At 69.3% G+C, this 19,579-nt stretch carries 14 protein-coding genes; 13 read left to right on the top strand and 1 reads right to left on the bottom strand.

Annotated elements, in window-relative coordinates:
- Positions 1-18 precede the first annotated feature (18 nt).
- From VLF18_RS13685 to VLF18_RS13635, 11 genes are all read left to right on the top strand, one after another.
- Positions 19-549, top strand: a complete 531-nt coding sequence (locus VLF18_RS13685; protein WP_325280182.1) for an OmpH family outer membrane protein — start codon at positions 19-21, stop codon at positions 547-549.
- On the top strand, positions 546-1,577 hold the full coding sequence (lpxD, locus tag VLF18_RS13680; protein ID WP_325280181.1) for a UDP-3-O-(3-hydroxymyristoyl)glucosamine N-acyltransferase: 1,032 nt from the start codon (positions 546-548) through the stop codon (positions 1,575-1,577). The genes VLF18_RS13685 and lpxD overlap by 4 nt, the downstream gene beginning before the upstream one ends.
- A complete protein-coding gene (gene fabZ, locus VLF18_RS13675) occupies positions 1,574-2,041 on the top strand; it encodes a 3-hydroxyacyl-ACP dehydratase FabZ (protein WP_325280180.1) in 468 nt (155 codons plus the stop codon). Before lpxD ends, fabZ begins: the two co-directional genes overlap by 4 nt.
- A complete protein-coding gene (gene lpxA / locus VLF18_RS13670) occupies positions 2,041-2,811 on the top strand; it encodes an acyl-ACP--UDP-N-acetylglucosamine O-acyltransferase (RefSeq protein ID WP_325280179.1) in 771 nt (256 codons plus the stop codon). Before fabZ ends, lpxA begins: the two co-directional genes overlap by 1 nt.
- A 7-nt stretch (positions 2,812-2,818) precedes the next feature.
- Entirely contained in the window at positions 2,819-4,090 is a 1,272-nt protein-coding gene (lpxB, locus tag VLF18_RS13665) for a lipid-A-disaccharide synthase (RefSeq protein WP_325280178.1), read from the top strand.
- 55 nt (positions 4,091-4,145) lie between these two features.
- Positions 4,146-5,861 carry an LTA synthase family protein gene (locus tag VLF18_RS13660; RefSeq protein ID WP_325280177.1) on the top strand — a complete coding sequence of 572 codons (1,716 nt, stop codon included), beginning with the start codon at positions 4,146-4,148 and terminating at the stop codon, positions 5,859-5,861.
- 1 nt (position 5,862) lies between these two features.
- Positions 5,863-6,477, top strand: a complete 615-nt coding sequence (gene rnhB, locus VLF18_RS13655; RefSeq protein ID WP_325280176.1) for a ribonuclease HII — start codon at positions 5,863-5,865, stop codon at positions 6,475-6,477.
- 246 nt (positions 6,478-6,723) lie between these two features.
- On the top strand, positions 6,724-8,766 hold the full coding sequence (locus VLF18_RS13650) for a TonB-dependent receptor (RefSeq protein WP_325280175.1): 2,043 nt from the start codon (positions 6,724-6,726) through the stop codon (positions 8,764-8,766).
- Positions 8,767-8,941: 175 nt separating this feature from the next.
- Entirely contained in the window at positions 8,942-10,486 is a 1,545-nt protein-coding gene (locus VLF18_RS13645) for a DUF4331 domain-containing protein (RefSeq protein ID WP_325280174.1), read from the top strand.
- Between the two features lie 75 nt (positions 10,487-10,561).
- Positions 10,562-11,752 carry a hypothetical protein gene (locus tag VLF18_RS13640; RefSeq protein ID WP_325280173.1) on the top strand — a complete coding sequence of 397 codons (1,191 nt, stop codon included), beginning with the start codon at positions 10,562-10,564 and terminating at the stop codon, positions 11,750-11,752.
- Between the two features lie 2 nt (positions 11,753-11,754).
- Positions 11,755-12,885, top strand: coding sequence for a HupE/UreJ family protein (locus VLF18_RS13635; protein ID WP_325280202.1), 1,131 nt, complete (start codon positions 11,755-11,757; stop codon positions 12,883-12,885).
- Positions 12,886-12,930: 45 nt separating this feature from the next.
- Here the strand turns inward: VLF18_RS13635 and VLF18_RS13630 are convergent, their stop codons facing one another.
- Complete coding sequence (locus VLF18_RS13630) at positions 12,931-15,483, bottom strand: hypothetical protein (RefSeq protein ID WP_325280172.1); 2,553 nt, start codon at positions 15,481-15,483, stop codon at positions 12,931-12,933.
- Positions 15,484-15,677: 194 nt separating this feature from the next.
- On the opposite strand from VLF18_RS13630, the gene VLF18_RS13625 reads away from it, so the two are divergent.
- Together VLF18_RS13625 and VLF18_RS13620 are read left to right on the top strand one after the other, a co-directional pair.
- The gene (locus VLF18_RS13625) at positions 15,678-16,931 is read left to right on the top strand and encodes a polyhydroxyalkanoate depolymerase (protein WP_325280171.1); all 1,254 of its coding nucleotides are present in this window, start codon (positions 15,678-15,680) and stop codon (positions 16,929-16,931) included.
- A gap of 294 nt (positions 16,932-17,225) precedes the next feature.
- The gene (locus tag VLF18_RS13620) at positions 17,226-19,535 is read left to right on the top strand and encodes an ATP-binding protein (RefSeq protein WP_325280170.1); all 2,310 of its coding nucleotides are present in this window, start codon (positions 17,226-17,228) and stop codon (positions 19,533-19,535) included.
- Positions 19,536-19,579 lie beyond the last annotated feature (44 nt).

The following is a 19,579-nucleotide window of genomic DNA, read 5'->3' as shown; positions in this document are numbered from 1 at the left end:
GATCAACGGAGGACTCGCGTGGGCCAGCACGCAAGCGCAGCATGTCGACTCGCTTTTGCACTCGCGCTCGTGCCGCTCGCGGTCCACGCGCAGGGCAAGCTCGGCTACGTCGACATGAAGCGGCTGCTGGACAACGCGCCGCAGGTACAGGCCGGACGCGAACGGCTGCAGCGCGAATTCGCCGGGCGCGACATGGCGCTCAAGCGCGACGAAGCGCGGCTGGCTGAACTCAAGACCGATTTCGAGCGCAACGGCGCGCTGCTGAGCAAGGCCGACGCGGACACGAAGAAACGCGAGATCGACGCACTCGAACGCAGCGTCAAGCGCACGCGCGACGAACTGCGCGGCGAACTCAAGAGCCGCAGCGACCAGGAGCTCGACAAGAGCTGGCAGGAGATCAACAACACCGTGGTCGACTACGCACGCGAACAGGGGCTGGATCTGGTCGTGCCGAGTCCGGTGGTCTACGCCGACCCGCGCATCGACATCACCGACCGGGTGCTCGAACGCCTGCGTCGCGAGTTCCAGACCCGACAGGCCAACCCATGAGCGCCGCGGTACCGAGCTGGCGCGTCGGCGACCTCGCCGAGCGCTTCGCGCTGGAATTGCGCGGCGATCCCGACCAGCGGATCAGCGGCGTCGCGACGCTCGCGCTGGCCGGTCCCGAACACCTGAGCTTTCTCTCGAACCCGACCTATCGCGCGCAGATGCAGGCGTCGCGTGCCGGCGTCGTCGTGCTGCGCGCCGACGATGCCGCGCTGCGCGAAGGCGCCGCGCTCGTCGCGCGCGATCCCTACGTCGCCTACGCACAGATCGCCGCGCTGTTCGAACCGCCCGTGCTCGCCCCGCCGGACATTCATGCGAGCGCCGTCGTCGATCCCGCCGCGTCGGTTGCCGCGAGCGCGAGCATCGGTCCGCTGTGCGTGATCGAGGCCGGGGCCGTGATCGAGGACGGGGCCGTGCTCGGCCCGGGCTGCATCGTCGGTCCGGACTGCGTCGTCGGTGCCGGTTCGCGCCTCGTCGCGCGCGTGACGCTCGTCACGCGCGTGCGTCTGGGCCGGCGCGTGCTCGTGCATCCGGGCGCCGTGCTCGGCTCCGACGGCTTCGGTCTCGCGTTCGAGCGCGATCATTGGATCAAGGTGCCGCAGCTCGGCGGCGTGCGGATCGGCGACGACTGCGAGATCGGCGCGAACTGCACGATCGACCGCGGCGCGCTCGAGGACACGGTGCTCGAAGAGGACGTGCGCCTCGACAACCAGATCCAGATCGCCCACAACGTGTTCATCGGCGCGCATACCGCGATGGCCGGCTGTTCGGCAGTCGCCGGCAGCACGCGCATCGGCCGCTACTGTCTGATCGGCGGCGCTGCCGGTATCCTAGGCCACTTGAGCGTCGCCGACCGGGTCACCGTGACGGCGATGACGCTCGTCACCCACTCGATCACTGCCGCCGGCGAGTATTCCTCGGGTACGCCCATCCAGGAAAACCGCCAGTGGCGTCGCAACGCGGCGCGATTCCGCCATCTGGACGAGATGGCGCGCCGCCTGAAGGCTCTAGAAAAGGATTCCGCTCCATGAACGATTCGAACGCCAGCCTGACCTTGCCGCTGGACGTCGGTCGCATTTTCGACCTGCTGCCGCACCGCTATCCGTTCCTGCTGGTCGATCGCGTCACTCATTTCGAATCGGGCAAGCGCCTGACCGCGCTCAAGAACGTCACGATCAACGAACCGTTCTTCCAGGGCCACTTCCCGGGCCATCCCGTCATGCCGGGCGTGCTCATCATCGAAGCGCTCGCGCAGGCCTCCGGCCTGCTCGTGCAGCTGACCAACATCGAATCGCCGAGCGCGAGCCCGCTGTTCTATCTCGTCAAGGTCGACAAGGCGCGCTTCTCGAGCATCGTGGCCCCCGGCGATCAGCTCGTGCTCGAAGTCGAGCAGAAGCGCATGATCCGCCGCATGGGCCAGTTCTGGTGCCAGGCCCTCGTGGCCGGCAAGGTAGTCGCCGAAGCGGAATTGTTGTGCGCGGAGCGTAACGACTGATGATCCATCCCACCGCTGTCATCGACCCGGCCGCACGCCTGGGGACCAACGTCAGTGTAGGCGCCTACACCGTGATCGGTGCCGGCGTCGAGATCGGCGACGACACCTGGATAGGACCGCACGTCGTCATCGAAGGCCCGACGCGGATCGGGCGCGAGAACCGCATCTGGCAGTTCGCCTCGGTCGGCGCCGCGCCGCAGGACAAGAAATTCCACGGCGAGCAGTCGGTGCTCGAGATCGGCGACCGCAACGTGATCCGCGAATTCGTCACGTTCAACCGCGGCACGGCCGACGGCGGCGGCGTCACGCGCATCGGCAACGACAACTGGCTGATGGCCTATGTGCATCTGGCCCACGACTGCATCGTCGGCAACAACGTGATCTTCGCGAACGCCGCGTCGCTGGCCGGCCATGTCACGGTCGACGACTGGGTCATCCTCGGCGGCTTCACGCTCGTGCACCAGTTCTGCCAGGTCGGCGCGCATGCGTTCACGTCGATGGGCTCGATCATCAACCGCGACGTGCCGCCCTACGTGACCGTCGCCGGCAGCTTCGCCGAACCCAAGGGCATCAACAGCGAAGGGCTCAAGCGCCGCGGCTTCGACAGCGACCGCATCCTGTCGATCCGCCGTGCCTACAAGACGCTGTACAAGTCGGGCCTGCCGCTGGCCGAAGCGCGCGAGGAACTCGCGCGTGCCTCGTCCGACGCGCCCGACGTGAAGCTCATGCTCGACTTCATCGACCGCAGCCAGCGCTCGCTGGTGCGCTGATCGCGCCATGACGCCGCGGGACGCGGAGGATTCCCCGATCGCGGCTTCGCCGCGTCCCGTGCATGAAGCGCTGCCGCCGCAGTCGGCCGACGCCGCGGCGCCGCTGTTCGCGCTCGTCGCCGGCGAAGCCTCGGGCGACCAGCTCGGCGCGGGACTGATCGCCGCGTTGCGCGAACGTCATCCGGGCGCACGTTTCGTCGGCGTCGGCGGGCCGCGCATGATCGCGGCCGGGCTCGAAGCCTGGTATCCGGCCGACCGGCTCGCGGTCATGGGCCTCGTCGAAGTGCTCCGGCACCTGCCGGAGCTGCTGCGCATCCGTGCCGATCTGCTGCGCCGCATCGCCGCGCTGAAACCGGCCGCATTCATCGGCATCGACGCGCCCGATTTCAACCTGACGCTCGAACGCAAGCTCAAGGCGCAGGGCATCCGCACCGTGCACTACGTGAGTCCGTCGATCTGGGCCTGGCGCGAGAACCGCGCCGCGAAGATCGGCCGCAGCGCCGATCTCGTGCTGTGCCTGTTTCCGATGGAACCCCCGATCTACGACCGCTACGGCGTGCGCGCGCAGTTCGTCGGACACCCGATGGCCGACCGCTTTGCGCTGGTGACCGACCGCGAGCCGGCGCGCGCCGAACTCGGGCTGTCGATGCAGGCGCCGGTGCTCGCGCTGTTGCCTGGCAGCCGGCTCGGCGAGATCCGCCGGCTCGGTGCCGACTTCCTGCAGGCCGCGCGGCGATGCCAGCAGCAGATTCCGAATCTCCAGGTGATCGTGCCGATGGCGACGCCGGCCTGCCGCACCGCGTTCGAGCAGATCGCCGACGGTCTCGGCATCGACCTGCGCAGCGCCGACCCGGCCTCGCGCGGCAGCATCGACCTCGTCGACGGCAAGGCGGCGCAGGCGCTGCTCGCCGCCGACATCGTGCTCGTCGCCTCGGGCACCGCCGCGCTCGAAGCCATGCTCGCGAAACGGCCGATGGTCGTTGCCTACAAAGTGGCACCGCTGACCTATGCCATCGTCACCTGGTTCAAGCTCATGCGCACGACCCGCTATTCGCTGCCCAATGTGCTCGCGGGGCGCGACCTCGTGCCGGAAATCCTGCAGGACGCCTGCACGCCGCAGGCGCTGGCCGATGCAGTGCTCGCGCTGTACGGCGACAGCGCCGCGCGTGTCGCGCTGGTTGCGGAATTCGAGCGCCTGCATCGCGCGCTGATCGGCGACGCCGACCGCAGCGCGGCCGCTGCCGTGGACGCCCTGATCGCGCCAGCGGCCGGCCATTGACGCGTTCCGGCGCCAACCGCACCATGCGCGCCAATTCCGCGAACCCGTGCCGGTGATGCGCCTTTTTCCTCCGCTGGACCGCCGCAGCCTGCTGCTGTACCTGCTCGCGGTCGTGGCCTATGCGGCGATGATGCTGTACGGCCCGTTGAGCGAAGGCACGCGCGAGGAACGGCTGTTCACGACGGTACTCAGCGGCGGCCTCTGCCTGCTGCTGATCTGCCTCACGCGGCGCATCGCCTTCAGCCTGGTCGCGACCGCCGCGCTGTTCTCGCTGCTGCTCGCAAGCAGCGTGCTCAAGGTCACCTATCTCACGACGCCGCTGCTCGCGCCGGACCTGGTCTACTTCGTCAACGCCGACACGCTCGAAGTCATCCTGCGCTATCCGATCCTGCTGATCGCGAGCTTCATCGGCCTCGTGATGCTGCCGCTCGCGCTCGTCGGCATCTGGCGCATCGACCGTCCGCGCGTGCTGCCGGACTCGCCGCCGCTGCATCGCCGGCTCGCGCTGGCCGTCGCCGCCGTGCTGTCCGGCTACGCGCTCGCCCAGGCGCTCGCGCCGCAGGGCCCTTTCGCCGCGGTCTACGGCAAGGGCATGTGGGCGGCGATGAACGACAAGAGCTACCTCACCGATTTTTTCATCTCGTTCCACTCGACCCAGATCGAGCTGCCGGAACTCGTGCCGGGCGCGGCGGGCAAGCAGGTCTGGAACGAGCAGGTCGCGGTCGGCGGCGATCCGCGCCAGCGCCCGGACATTTTCGTCGTGCTCGAGGAAAGCACGTTCGATCCGACCATGCTCGCGGTCTGCAAGCTGCCGCTGTGCAAGCGCAAGCTGTTCCAGGACGACAAGCGCACGCGCGCGCACGGCTATCTGCAGGTGCACACCTGGGGCGGCGGCACCTGGACCAGCGAATTCGCGTTCCTGACCAGCATGGCGCACGTGCTGTTCGGCAACGCCGGCCTGTACGCGCCGTTCAATCTCGCGCCGCGCGTGGCCTACAGCCTGCCGCGCGTGATGAAGGAAAACGGCTACCGCACCGTCGTGATCTATCCGATGTCCGGCAGCTTCATCAACGCGCGCAACGCCTACAACTTCTACGGCTTCGACGCGTTCTACGACGGCAGCGACAACGGGCTCGGCTGGGACTCGACCGATTTCGACCTGCTGCGCGTGTTCGACCGCGTGCTCGCCGACGAACGCCGCGCGCATCCGGGCGTTCCGCTGTTCGTGTTCATGCTGACCCTGCATCAGCACGGCCCGCACATGACGCCGCTGGGCCAGCTGCCCTCGCCGTACAACAAGCCGCTGTTCCCCAAGCAGCTCGACGCGTGGCTCAACCTGAACCTCGCGAACTACCTGTCGCGGCTGGAGCAGTCCGAGCAGGCCATGTCCCAACTCGAGCAGAAGCTGTTCGCGACCGAGCGCCGCACCGTGCTCATGCACTTTGGCGACCATCAGCCCTCGTTCGACGGCGCGATCAACGCGCTGGCCAAGCGCATCCCGAAAGGCGTGACCGATCCGACCAAGGTCACCTACTACATGCTGAAGTCCAACTTTCCACTGCGAAAGAAAGTGGATTTCGACGTACTCGACATCATCTACCTCGGCTCGCTGCTGCTCGACGTCGCCGACCTGCGCAAGGACGACTTCTACGAAGCCAATGCGCTGCTGCGCGACCGCTGCCAGGGCCGCTATTTCGACTGTCCCGACAAGACGCTGCTCGACTCGTACCACGACTACGTCTACGGGCAGCTCGGCGCGATCAAGGACTGACATGCGCCGCCGCCGCACCGTCACCGACCTGGAACCCGGCACGCTCGTCGCCGGCGTCGACGAAGCCGGCCGCGGCCCGCTGGCCGGACCCGTCGTCGTCGCGGCCGTGATCCTCGATCCGGCGCGCGCGATCCGCGGCCTCGACGATTCCAAGTTCCTCAGCGAGGAACGCCGCAACGTGCTCGAACCGCGTATCCGCGAACGCGCACTCGCGTTCAGCGTCGTGGAGATCGACGTGACCGAGATCGACCGCGTGAACATCTTCCAGGCCACCATGCTCGGCATGAGCCGCGCGCTGGCCGCCCTCGCGCTTGCGCCGCAGCTGGCGCTGATCGACGGCAACCGTCTGCCGAAACAGCTGTGCTGTCCGGCGCGCGCGGTCGTCGGCGGCGATGCGAGCGAGCCCGCGATCAGCGCCGCGTCGATACTCGCGAAGGTCGCGCGCGACCGCCGCATGACCGCGCTCGACGAACTGCACCCGGGCTACGGCTTCGCGCGCCACAAGGGCTATCCGACGCCCGAACATCTCGACTGCCTCACGCGCCTCGGTCCCTGCGCGCAGCACCGGCGCAGCTTCGCGCCGGTGCGCGCGTTGTTCGAGCCGAGTCTTTTTTAGACTGCGCAGGGCGCAATAACCGAAGGGCATTGCGCCGTCTCACACCGTCGCACGCACGCACAAAGCAAACACACCGCGCCTTTCGCCAACCATCCAACGGTGAGGCCGGCAACGGACCTGGCGCAATACCCTTCGGTTATTGCCCCTGCGCTTTCGCGCCCGTCGCTGCATCCGCAGGCCACGTCGCTGCGTACTTTCGCCATCACGCGAAGGAGCACGACCATGCATCGAGGGACAGCGCGTCAGATGGCAGCCGTTGTCGCGTTGGCCTCGGCGTCGGCCGATGTGCACCCCGGCGGCTTTCCCGCCACGCAGCTCGCAGCGATCTACGTCGCCGAAACCGCCGATCCCGACGCGCTGGCGCAGGCCGATGCGGCCTCGGGCGGGGTCGTCACCGTCGATCAGATCGCGCCGCGCCCGCTGTCGCGTCCGGCGGAAATCGTCGAGGTCGTGCCGGGGCTCATCGCCACGCAGCACAGCGGCGACGGCAAGGCGAACCAGTATTTCCTGCGCGGCTTCAATCTCGACCACGGCACCGATCTGTCCGTGTCGATCGACGGGGTACCCAACAATTTGCGCACGCACGGCCACGGCCAGGGCTACAACGATCTCAACGGCGTGATTCCCGAACTCGTCGACTCGATCGAATACCGCAAAGGCCCCTACTACGCCGAAGACGGCGATTTTTCCTCGGCGGGCGCGCTGCGCATCCGCTATCGGGACCGGCTCGACGATGATTTCTACACCGTGGCCGGCGGCGAGCATGGCTACGCGCGCGGGCTCCTTGCCGCGTCCGGCGGCGCGGCCGGCGGCAGCTGGCTCGGTGCGGTCGATCTCGGCGTGTACGACGGCCCCTGGCGCAAGCCCGCGGACGCGCGCAAGGCGTCGCTGCTGCTGCGCTACCGCCAGGGCGACGCGCAGCGCGGCCTGCGCGTCTCGCTCGCGGCCTACGACAGCCGCTGGGATGCGACCGACCAGATCCCGCAGCGCGCCGTCGCGCAGGGACTCGTCGACCGGCTCGGCCAGCTCGATCCGGACCTCGGCGGCGATACCTCGCGCTACACCGCAGCGACACGCTGGCATGCGCGGCTCGGCGCCGGGCAGGTGCTCGTCGACGCCTACGCCACGCGCTACGACCTGAGCCTGTTTTCCAATTTCACCTATTTCCTCGCCGAACCGGAACGCGGCGACGAGTTCGAGCAGCGCGACGCGCGCATCTACTACGGCGGTACGGCGAAATATGTGCAGCAGTGGAAAACCGGAGACGTCACACACGAACTCGCCGCCGGCGTCGAGGCGCGCGGCGACGACATCGGCACGGTCGGGCTCTATCGCACGCAGGCGCGCGAACGCTTCGCAGCGATCCGCGAGGACGCCGTCGACGAACGCTCGGCCGGCGTATTCGTCAGTTATGCGACGCGCTGGAATGCGCATTTCCGCAGCGTCGCCGGGCTGCGCTACGACCACTACCGCGCCGATGTCGACAGCAGCGTCGCCGCGAATACCGGTACCTCGCGCGACGGCCGCGCAAGTCCGAAACTGAGCCTCGTGTTCGGGCCCTGGCGCAATACCGAACTGTTCCTCAACGGCGGCCGCGGCTTTCACTCCAACGACGCGCGCGGCAGCACGCTGCGCGTCGACCCGAACGATCCGTCGCAGGCCGCGCTGCCGCAGCGTCTGCTCGTGCCGACGACGGGCCATGAAATCGGCCTGCGCAGCAGTCCGACGCCGCCGCTCGCGCTGTCCTTTGCCGCGTGGCGGCTGAACGTCGGTTCCGAACTCGTCTTCGCCGGCGACGGCGGCACGACCGAGCCGAGCTTTCCCGCGACGCGTCACGGCATCGAGGTGTCGGCGTACTACCGCCCGAATGCGAACTGGCTCGTCGACGCCGACTACGCGCGCTCCTACGCTCGCTTCTCCGCCGCAACTCCCGCCGGAACTCAGGTGCCCAACGCGGTCGAGCGCGTTGCCTCGCTCGGCGTGCAATGGCGCGGCGGGCGCCGCTGGTCGGCCTCGCTGCGTGGACGCTATCTCGGCCCGGCCCCGCTGGTCGAGGACGGCAGCGTGCGCTCGCGTTCGACGACGGTATTCAACGCGCGCGCGGACTATCGCGTCAGCGATGCGTTCACGCTGTCGCTCGACGCACTCAACCTGTTCGACAGCCGCAGCAACGACATCACGTATTTCTACGAATCGCAGCTGCCCGGCGAGACCGAACCCGTCGCCGACGTCCATTTCCATCCGATCGAGCCACGCCAGTTCCGCCTGAGCCTGCGCGGTACGTTCTGAGCACAGACCGGCGCCGCGCCCGTGTCATTGCACAAAAACAAAAAGTTCGACGCGCGTGCATCCGGCGCGGACGCGGCGCCGTAGATCCTCGTGCCGCCGTTGCGGTGCTGCCCCTGATCGGCAGCGGATCGAACCACTTCCGAACTGCACCGCCATCCTCGACGAGGAGACAGACATGAAACACCGCACCGCCCTCCGGCCCGTCGCCGCCGCACTCGCAGCGGCCGCGATCGCCGGTTTCGCCGCCGCGCCGGCCGTCCACGCTTCGAGCCACCGCGAGGCGCCGACGATCACGCAATATCCAAAAATGGACGGAACCGACCTCTATGCGTTCCGCAGCTACGAGCCGGGCCGCAGCGACTTCGTCACGATCGTCGCGAACTACCTGCCGCTGCAGGACGCCTACGGCGGCCCGAACTACTTCACGCTCGACCCGGACGGCATCTACGAAGTCCATATCGACAACGACGGCGACGCGCGCGAAGACCTGACCTATCGGTTCAAGTTCCGCTACGACCTGAAGAACATCGCGCTGCAGGTCGGCGACAAGACCGTCGCGATTCCGCTGCGCAATGCCGGGCCGGTCAACGCGATGGACGCCTCGGCGCGCAACGACGCCGAGAGCTATACCGTGACCCAGATCCGCGGCTCGCGCACGCGTCCGACCGCGGTCGGCTCGCTGCTGAAGAACACGAGCAACGGTGCCAGCGAGTTCGCCAAGCCGCTCGACAACATCGGCACGAAGTCGATTCCCGACTACGCCGCGTATGCGGCGAGTCACGTGTATCCGGTGACGATTCCGGATTGCGCCGTGCCGGGCCGCGTGTTCGTCGGCCAGCGTCGCGAGGGCTTCGGCGTGAATCTCGGCGAGATCTTCGATCTCGTGAATATTCCGGCCGCGCGCGTGATCGGCAGCCGTTCCGGCGGCTACAACTCGACCGCGGGCAAGAACGTGACCTCGCTCGCGCTGGAACTGCCGGCGAGCTGCATCACCGACGGCGACCCGGTGATCGGCGTCTGGACGACCGCGAGCCTGCCGCGCTCGCGCCTGGTCAGCAGCGATCCGCTCGCACAGATCATCGTCAACAACAACATGATCCAGGTGTCGCGCCTGGGCATGCCGCTCGTCAACGAAATCGTCATCGGCCTCAAGGACAAGGACCGCTTCAACGCGAGCGAACCGAAGGACGACGCGCAGTTCGCCGCCTACGTCACGAACCCGACACTGCCGGCACTGCTCGAAATCCTGTTCGGAACCGCCGGCGTGCAGGCGCCGTCCGCGTTTCCGCGCAGCGATCTCGTCGCCGCGTTCCTGACCGGCGTGACCGGCGTGAACCGCCAGCTCAACGGCGTGCCGGCCGAGATGGTGCGGCTCAACACGAGCCTGCCGGCAACGCCGAAGGGGCAGCAGAACAGTCTCGGTGCCGCGGCATGCTTCGTCGACGGCGCGCTGACCGTGTCGAATCCGGGCTGCGATCCGGCCGGCTTTCCGAACGGCCGCCGCCCCGGCGACGACGTCGTCGACATCGAACTGCGCGTCGCGATGGGCGCCCTGCTGCCGCCCGGTGCGGGCAAGCCCGCAAGCGCCGGCCTGCCCTATACCGACGGCGTGCTCGTCGACGACAGCCAGTTCGATGCGGCCTTTCCGTACCTGACCACGCCGCTGCCCGGCTCGCCGAACGGCAGCAACGGCCTGCCGGGCAATCCGGTCTCGCCGTGATCGCCGCTGCCGCCGGGCCTTTCGTGCCGGCGGCATTTTCACATACATAACTTTTTACCTATTGGAATCCGATCCATGTCGCACAGCCGCTGGCCTGCCCGCGCGCTACTGTCGATCGGCGCGGCGTTCGCGACGTTCGCTGCCGCCGACCCGTATCGACCGACCCACGATGCGGAAGTGATCGAGACGCTGCCGCGCGCCGCCGCGCGTGGCGGCGACGCCGCCACGCGTACGCTGCGCGAGTGGCATGCGCGCGATCCGTCGAATCTCGACGTGGCGCTGCGCCTCGCGCAGACGCAGATCGCCGCGGCGCGCGCGTCGGCGGACCCGCGTCTGTGGGGCCAGGCGCAGGCGGCGCTCGCCCCCTGGTGGAATCTCGACGCCGCGCCGGTGCCGGTTCTGCTCGCGCGCGCCGCGATTCGCCAGAACCGCCACGACTTCGACGCGGCGGAAATAGACCTGCTCCGGGCCGTCGCGCAACAGCCGCAGCAGGCGCAGGCCTGGCTGGATCTCGCGAGCCTGCAGCAAGCGACGGGCGATCTCGCCGGCGCGGCGCAGAGCTGCGAGCGCGTCGTCGCGACCGGCGCATCGACGGTCGGCATCATCTGCCGCGCGAGCGTCGACGCACTCATGGGCGAGGCCACCGCCGGCTACGCGGCAGTTGCCGACGCGGTCGCGCAAGGCCGTCTCGCCGACCAGCCGCCGGCGGTACGTGTCTGGGCAGCGACGCTGCTCGCCGAAATCGCCGAGCGCCGCGGACACGGCGAGGACGCCGAACGCTGGTATCGGCAGAGCCTGAGCCTCGATCCGACCGACGGCTACGCGCTCGCCGCGTACGCGGATTTTCTTCTGGATCGCGGCCGCGCGGCCGATGTCGCCACATTGATCGCACCCGACTCGGCGATCGACGGCCTGCTGCTGCGCCGCGTACAGGCCGACCGCGCGCTCGATGCGCGCGCCGCGCAGGCCGGCGCCGCGACGCTCGCGGCGCGCTTCGACGCCTTGCGTGCACGCGGCGACCGCGTGCACCGGCGCGAGGAGTCGCGCTTCCGGCTCGCGCTCGCGCGCGATCCCGACGCCGCGCTCGAACTCGCCCTGCAGAACTGGGCCGTGCAGAAAGAGCCGCTCGATGCGCGCATCGCGCTCGAAGCGGCGCATGCCGCTCGGCAACCGCAGGCCGCGGCCGACATCGCGCGCTGGATCCACGCGAGCGGCCTCGAAGACGTGCGGCTCGTTCCGCTGCTCGCCGGCGTGCGCGCGCCGTGAGTATGCTGATACGGACCGTCATCGTGCTGCTGCTCGTGCTCGCCGTGGCGCCGGCGCGCGCGCACAAGCCCAGCGACAGCTATCTGAGCCTGCGCCTGGACGCCGGCCGCCTCGTCGGCCGCTGGGACATCGCCGTGCGCGACCTCGACGCGGTGTTCGATCTCGACCGCAACCGCGACGACCGCATCGACTGGGGCGAGCTGCGCGTGCGCCGCGACGCGATCGACACCTACGCGACGCAGCGGCTCGCGGTCGACGCAACGGCTCCCTGTCCGCTGCGCGTGACCGGCCATGCGATCGACCGGCACAGCGACGGTGCGTATCTCGTGCTGTCGCTCGCCGGGGAATGCGGCAGCGGCCATGCCGATGCCGTCACGATCGACTATCGCGCGCTGTTCGATATCGACGCGCAGCATCGCGGCCTGCTCAAGCTCGAAACCGCGCAGGCGCCGCCGCTGAGCGCGGTGTTCTCGCACGACGCCGCGCGCCAGACCTTCGACGCGGCCGGCGCCTCGCGCTGGCGCGCGTTCGCGGGCTACGTCGGCGATGGCGTGTTCCATATCGCGATCGGCTACGACCATCTGCTGTTTCTCGTCGTCCTGCTGCTGCCGGCGGTGCTCGACCGTCAGCGTCGCGAATGGCGGCCGCTGCCGCGCGCACCGGCCGCGATCGTCGCGGTGCTGAAGATCGTCACCGCGTTCACGCTGGCGCATTCGGTGACCCTGAGTCTTGCGACGCTGGGCCTCGTGCAGTTGCCGTCGCGCCTGACCGAAGCGCTGATCGCGCTGTCGGTACTGCTGACCGCGCTCGACAATCTCGTGCCGTTCCTGCCGGCGCGGCGCTGGATCGTCGCTTTCGCGTTCGGCCTCGTGCACGGTTTCGGCTTCGCCAGCGTGCTGGCCGATCTCGAACTGCCGCGCAGCGTGCTCGCGCTGTCGCTGGTCGGCTTCAACCTCGGCGTCGAACTGGGCCAGCTCGCGGTCGTCGCGCTGCTGATGCCGCTGGCCTGGCTGCTGCGGCAGACCGTGCTGTACCGGCCGCTGGTCCTGCGCGGCGGGTCGCTCGGAATCCTGCTGCTCGCGGCAGGCTGGTTCGTCGAGCGCAGCTTCGATCTGAAGGTGATGCCGTTCTGAATGCGCGCAGCGCTTCGCATCGTTGCGCAGCGCTGCGCGCGACGGTTACGGCATTTCGTAACCGTCGTAGAAGATCGCATCGCCGGCGACGCGCTTGTACAGCCAGTCGGAATCGCCGGTGATCTGCGGCGCCGTCCGCCAGCCGCCGCCGATGGCCAGGAACGTCAGCGACTCGCCGCTGGCCGACAGCTGCGGCGACATGCGAATGCCGCGCCCGGATGCGCCGGCCGCGTCGACGCTTTCGAGCTGCAGCCAGTCGAGCGCGGGACGGTAGCTGTAGACGTCGGTCAGTTCGTCGATGTCATGGGGCAGGAGCGCCTGCGTGGCCGCGAAAGCGAGCACGGCGCCGTCGGCACTCAGCGTCGGCTCGACGCAGCGCACGAATCCAGGCGCGCCGTTGCCGCAGACATTGACGAGCGTCTGCGCGGTGCGATCGAGCAGCTGCAGCCGTTGTTTTTCGCCATTGACGCCGCCGGTATCGACGTAGGCGACGCGCAGGCCGTCGTCCGACACGGTGATGGCTTCGGTGTTGCTTCTCGCCTGCACGATCAGCGGCGCGCCGGTCTGCGGATGACGCAGGCGCGTGAGCTGCGCGGTCTGGTTGTCGCGCAGGAACAGGTCGACGCTGCCGTCGGTATCGTTCGCGACGAGGTTGTTCGCGCCCGTGACGAATGCGCTGTAGCGCCCGTTGCGCGACAGGCCGCTGCGCGGCTGTATCGACGTGTCCGCCGGCACGCCCTGGTCGTTCGCGTCGACGCGCGTCAGCAAGCCGGTCTGCGCGTCGTGCAGAAACAGCCGCGAGTGGGGCGGCGTCACGTAAGGGGGCCGCACGTACGACACGAACTGCGTGAACCGGCCATCGTCGGACAGCATCGCCTGCGTCGTGCGTGCACCGATACCGACCGCCGCAGGCGTGTCGATGCGCGTCTGGCCCGCCGCGTCGACGCGCCAGAGATCCCAGGGCTCGGACGGCAGTTGCCCCGGCCCCCAGCCGCCGGTCAGATCGAACGGTTCGCGTCGCACGAGCAGCGCGCTGCCGTCCGTGGAGGCGCCCGCGAGCATCAGCGAGACCGGCCAGCTCGAAGGAGCCTGCAGATCCAGCGGCACTTCCGCCGGCGCCACGCCCGCGATGTCAGCGCGAAACACGCCGGCTCGGCGCTGAGGGCCGAGATTGTCCGCCTCGCTCGCGAAAGCCACGCTGCCGTCGTCGCCGAGCGGAAACGCGCGGCCCATGCCGACGCTGAAATGGCGGCCCGTCGTCGCACCCGCGAACTGCAGCGTGCCGCGGGCCTGACTGATGCGCTCGACGCTGCGGGCCGCGTCGATCGCGAACACGTCGCCGCGCCGGTTGTCGTCGCCGTCGACGAGATCGTCGCTGGGCGAATCGAATACGACGCGATGGCCGTCGCGACTCAACGCCGGCTGCGGCATCCACGACGCGGCGCCGGCCGCTGACGGCGTCAGGCGCGTCGTCGTCCCGGCGACGCGATCGCGCCGATAGAGGTGCGGGCCGGATACGCCGGGCTCGAAGTCGGTGGCGGCCGACCCGAACACGACATAGCGGCCGTCACCCGAAATCACGGCGTGAACGCTGTCGTCGTTGCCGGTCGCGCCGCCCGCGGCGACGCTGACGGCCTCGACCGTCCGCGTGACGCGGTCGAACACGTACACATCGGATCTGCCGTTGGCGTCGCCCGGCACGATCGCTTCGTAGGTGCTGAAGACCACGTGGCGCGCGTCGGCCGACAGCGCCGTTACCGACATCGAGGCGACCAGGGGCGGCCCCCAGACGCAATCGAGCAACGGCTGTTCCAGGTCGCGCACGAACACGCCGCCTTCGCTCGCGACACCGGTGATCGTGCGCATCGAAAAGCTCGCATAGCGGCCGTCCGGCGTCAGCGCCGCCGAGGCATCGTCGACGACTCCGGCCAGCGGCTGGCCGTTCGCATCGACGCTCAGCAGTTGCAGCGCGCCGCTGCCGTCGGTCCAGCCGTAGAGATCGTCGAGTTCATCCTGGTCTTCGGGCACGAGCGGCGAATTCGTGATGAACACGGCGCGGGTGCCCTGCTGCGAGAGCGCAATGCCGCTGATCTGCGCCGGCGTCCCGTTCGCCGGCGGAAGCTGCGCGGGCGTCAGACGGCGCGTCTGGCTGTTCGCGACCTCCACGAGAAACACGCCGCGGCCGCTCTGCGCTCCAGGCACGATATCGGTCGCGTCGGACTGATACGCGACGCGGCTGCCGTCGCCGGAGATCGCCGCATCGAAACTGCGGCCCGTCGGCTCGCCGCCGTCCGGACGGCGGCTGACGCGCGTCAGCGCGCCGGTCTGCGCGTCGGTGACATAAATGTCAGTGAATTCGTTGCTGTCACCGGCAGCGAGATTGTTCGATGCCGTCTCGAAGGCGACACGCCGCCCGTCCTCGGATACGCCGAAGCGGCCGACTTCCGCATGCCGGTTGCCCTGGATGCCGAGCACCGGCGGCGCACCGTAGTTCAGCAGATGCAGCTCGCCCGCGCGCGCCTGTGCCGCGGCCAACGCCGCCACTGCACCGAAACCGCACCAGGCCGCACGACGGCGGCCTGCACTGCGCTTGTCCATGATCTCGCTCCTCGTATCCGTGGCCCCTCGGAGCACGCCACCGTACGCAGAGTCGGCATACCGCGCGGATTCCCCCAAAACGCAGGGGAGAGCCGGCGCGATGCGACCAATTGTTACCTGCGGCATGCCCCTTGCTTGAGCCTCCGGGGACTACAATTCCGTGGTTTGTCCTCCTCCCCTGCCGGTTGACGTCCATGCTGTATCACTTGCACGAATTGCAACGCTCGCTGATGAGCCCGCTGGTTCATTTCGCCGAAGCCGGCGCGAAGACCTGGAGCGACAAGAGCACCCTGCTGTCGCAGGTGCCGGGCGCACCGCGGATCGCCGCCGGATTCGAACTGCTGTATCGCCTCGGCAAGGACTACGAGAAACCCGCGTTCGACATCCGCACCGTGACGGCGCACGGCCATGAAGTGCCGATCGTCGAATACACGGCGCTGCAGAAACCGTTCTGCAACCTGATCCGCTTCAAGCGCTTCACCGACGATTCCGCGACCGTCGACGATCTGAAGGACGATCCCGTCGTCCTGATCGTGGCGCCGCTGTCGGGCCATCACGCGACGCTGCTGCGCGACACGGTGCGCACGCTGCTGCAGGACCACAAGGTGTACATCACCGACTGGATCGACGCGCGCATGGTGCCGGCCGACAAGGGCGCGTTCCACCTCGAGGACTACATCGCCTACGTCCAGGAATTCATCCGCCGGATCGGCGCGAAGAACCTGCACGTGATCTCGGTCTGCCAGCCGACCGTGCCGGTGCTCGCGGCCATCTCGCTGATGGCGAGCAACGGCGAGACGACGCCGCGCACGATGACGATGATGGGCGGCCCGATCGACACGCGGCGCAGCCCGACCCAGGTCAACGACCTCGCTACGACCAAGCCGCTGTCGTGGTTCCAGCACACCGTGATCCACGACGTGCCGGCCAACTATCCGGGCCACGGCCGCCGCGTTTACCCGGGCTTCCTGCAGCACGCCGGGTTCATCGCGATGAACCCCGGCAGGCACCTGAGTTCGCACTGGGACTTCTACGAGGACCTGCTCAAGGGCGACCTCGAAGACGCCCAGTCGCACCGCAAGTTCTACGACGAATACAACGCCGTGCTCGACATGCCGGCCGAGTATTACCTCGACACGATCCGCACCGTGTTCCAGCAGCATCTGCTGCCGCGCGGTCTCTGGGACGTCAATGGCCAGCGCGTACAGCCGGCGGACATCACCGGCACGGCGCTGCTGACCATCGAGGGCGAGCTCGACGACATTTCGGGTCTCGGCCAGACCGAAGCGGCGCACGCGCTCTGCAGCGGCATCGCCGCGCAGGACAAGCGCCACATCACGGTCAAGGGCGCCGGCCACTACGGCATCTTCAGCGGCCGTCGCTGGCGCGACGTGGTCTATCCGGACGTACGCGAGTTCATCCGGACGCACGACGCGCGCGCGGTCTGACGCGCGCCGAGCGGAAAGCTTCGTCGCGGGCCGGCCCCTCCGGGCCGGCCCAGGCTCCGCGCCGGCAGCCCATGCCCCGGCGTCTGCGCGGTGTGGAAAATTTCGTTTGTAGCAACGCGGGCGGTGTGTGCAAAATGAGCATTGTCCCCTCCAGCGCAGCCGCCGCCGCATGAACGCGCAACCGCCATCGCCGCAGGTCGCCCCGTGCTGAGCGCCCTGTGCTGCGCGCTGCTGGGACTCGCTCAGGCAGGACCGCTGCCTGCAGCCGAGCCGTCACGGTCGCTGCGGCCGGCCATGCTCGACGCGCCCCGCGAGGCGCTGCAGACCGGCGAAACCCTGCTGAGCCGCGGCGGCCTCGACGCGGCCCAGCGCGAAACCCTGCTGCGGGACATGGCCACGGCGGCATTGCTGCTGTCGGCCGGCGACGCGGCCCGGGTCGCCGACAGCCTCGACGCGCTGGGCCGCGACAGCGGCCGGGTCAGCGCCTCGGCCATGGCCGACATCGTCCGCGCGCGCATACGCCTCGACGGCGAGCAGATCGAGAGCGGGCTCGCGCTCGCCGGCTCGGCGACCGCGGCGCTGCGCACGATCGGCGACCCGTACTGGGACGCGGTTGCAGACATCGAAACCTGCGAACTGCTGCTGACGACCTCGCGCGCGCAGACCGCGCAGCCGCACTGCGAGCGCGCGCTGGCCGAGTTCGCGCGGCGCGGCGACAACTACGCGATCGCGCGTGCCGAAAACCTGCTGCAGTGGGTCTACGGCGCGCTCGGCGACCCGGCCCGGGCGCTGCCGCTCGCGCGCGCCGCGCATGCGCGCTATTCGCGGCTCGGCAGCCGCGGCGGCATGGCGATGATGGACGACAACAGCGCGTCGCTGTATCTGAGCCTCGGCCAGCCCGCGACCGCGCTCGCCGCGTCGCGCCGCGCGCTCGCGTTCGAACTTGCGCACGACAAGATCGCCCATTCGATCTCCTCGCGCCGCAACATCGCCGCCGCGCTCGCCGCGCTCAAGCAGCCGCAGGAAGCGCTGGCCGTGCTCGAGGTCGCGCTCGCCGACGCGCGCCGGCTCGAACTCGGGCGGCTCACGGCGCAACTGCTGTCGACCCAGGCCGAAGTCGCCGAGAAGGCCGGCCGGCTCGATCTCGCTCTCAACGCCACGCGCGCGCTCGTCGAACTCAACGCGCGGCTGTCGAGCCGCGACGTCGCGCGCGCCGTCGCGGAACTCGACGCGCGCTACGACGCGCAGACGCGCGAAGCGGAAATCCGCGCGCTGCGCCAGTCCGGCGAGCTGCAAAGCGCCCTGCTGCGCGCGGCCGAAGCCGACAAGGCCGGCGAAGGCGCCCGCGCGCGGCTGTATGCGTTCGTGCTGATCGCGTCGCTGAGCGTCGGCGCGCTGCTCGCGACGATCATCGCGCTGCGCCTGCGCTGGCTGCGCCAGCTCAACGGCGCCCTGAGCCAGGTCAATCGCACGCGCGCCGACATGCTCGCGATGGCCGCGCACGAAGTGCGCAACCCGATGGCCGCGATCAGCGGCCTCATCGACATGGCGCTGCAGCGTGTCGACGACCGGCGCGCGCGCGCGCTGCTCGAAACGGCGCGCTCGACCTCGGCCGAACTCGTGCGCACCGCCGAGGATTATCTCGACCATGCCCAGCTCGCGCTCGAACGCGTCGACCTGCGCGACGAGCCGTTCGACCTGCCTGCGCTGCTGAGCCATGTCGCCGGGCTGTATCGCGCCGAACTCGCCGGGCGGCCGATACGCCTGAGCCAGCGCTTCGACCCCGCGCTGCCGACGCGCGTCTGCGGCGATGCAGCGCGGCTGCAGCAGATCCTCGTGAACCTGCTCGGCAACGCGGTGAAATTCACGACCGCCGGCGACATCGCGCTCGTCGCCGACGCGGTCGACGGCGAACGCGTGCGCTTCCGCATCATCGACTCCGGCCCGGGCATGGCCGACGGCGAGCTGCGCCGGCTGCTGCAGCCGTTCGAGCGCGGCGGCGGCCGTACGCGCCGCGGCGCGGGACTCGGCCTGTCCATCGCCAACCAGTTGATCGGCATCATGGGCGGTGAACTGGAAATCGATACGCGCCTGGGCATCGGCAGCGAGTTCTCGTTCTGCCTCGCGCTGCCCGCCGCACCGCCCGAGCCCGAGGCCGAACCGGCCGTGCGCCCGCGCGGCCGCGTTCTGCTCGTCGACGACGACGCGGCGATCCGCGAATTGCTGAGCGCCCAGCTCGACGCGCTCGGCGTCGAACACCGCGTCGCCGCCGGCATCGCCGAGGCACTCGCGGTCTGGCGCGATTTCGCGCCCGACACGCTGCTCGTCGACCTGCATCTCGACGGCGAGAACGGCATCGACCTGATCCGCCGCGTGCGCACCGAATGCGCTCCGGCACCGCCGCCGCGCTGCCTGATCCACAGCGCCTCACCGCCCGACGGTCCGCACGACCGACCGCCCGCGGAATGGCAGATCGAATGGGTACGAAAGCCGATGCCGCTGCGCGACCTCGGGCGGCTGCTGGGGGACGAGCCGGCTCCGGCGACGATGCCGCCCGCGGGCGGGATCGCGCCGTCGGTAGCGGTGGCGGCTACTGCGGCTTGAAGCAGGAAAGCGTCGGAGGAATGAGAAAAGAGAGTTCGCTCTCT

The organism is Tahibacter sp. (assembly GCF_035481375.1).
GTDB lineage: Bacteria > Pseudomonadota > Gammaproteobacteria > Xanthomonadales > Rhodanobacteraceae > Tahibacter.
The sequence above is the reverse complement of the archived record's forward strand: the minus strand, read 5'-3'. Positions and strand labels throughout refer to the sequence as shown.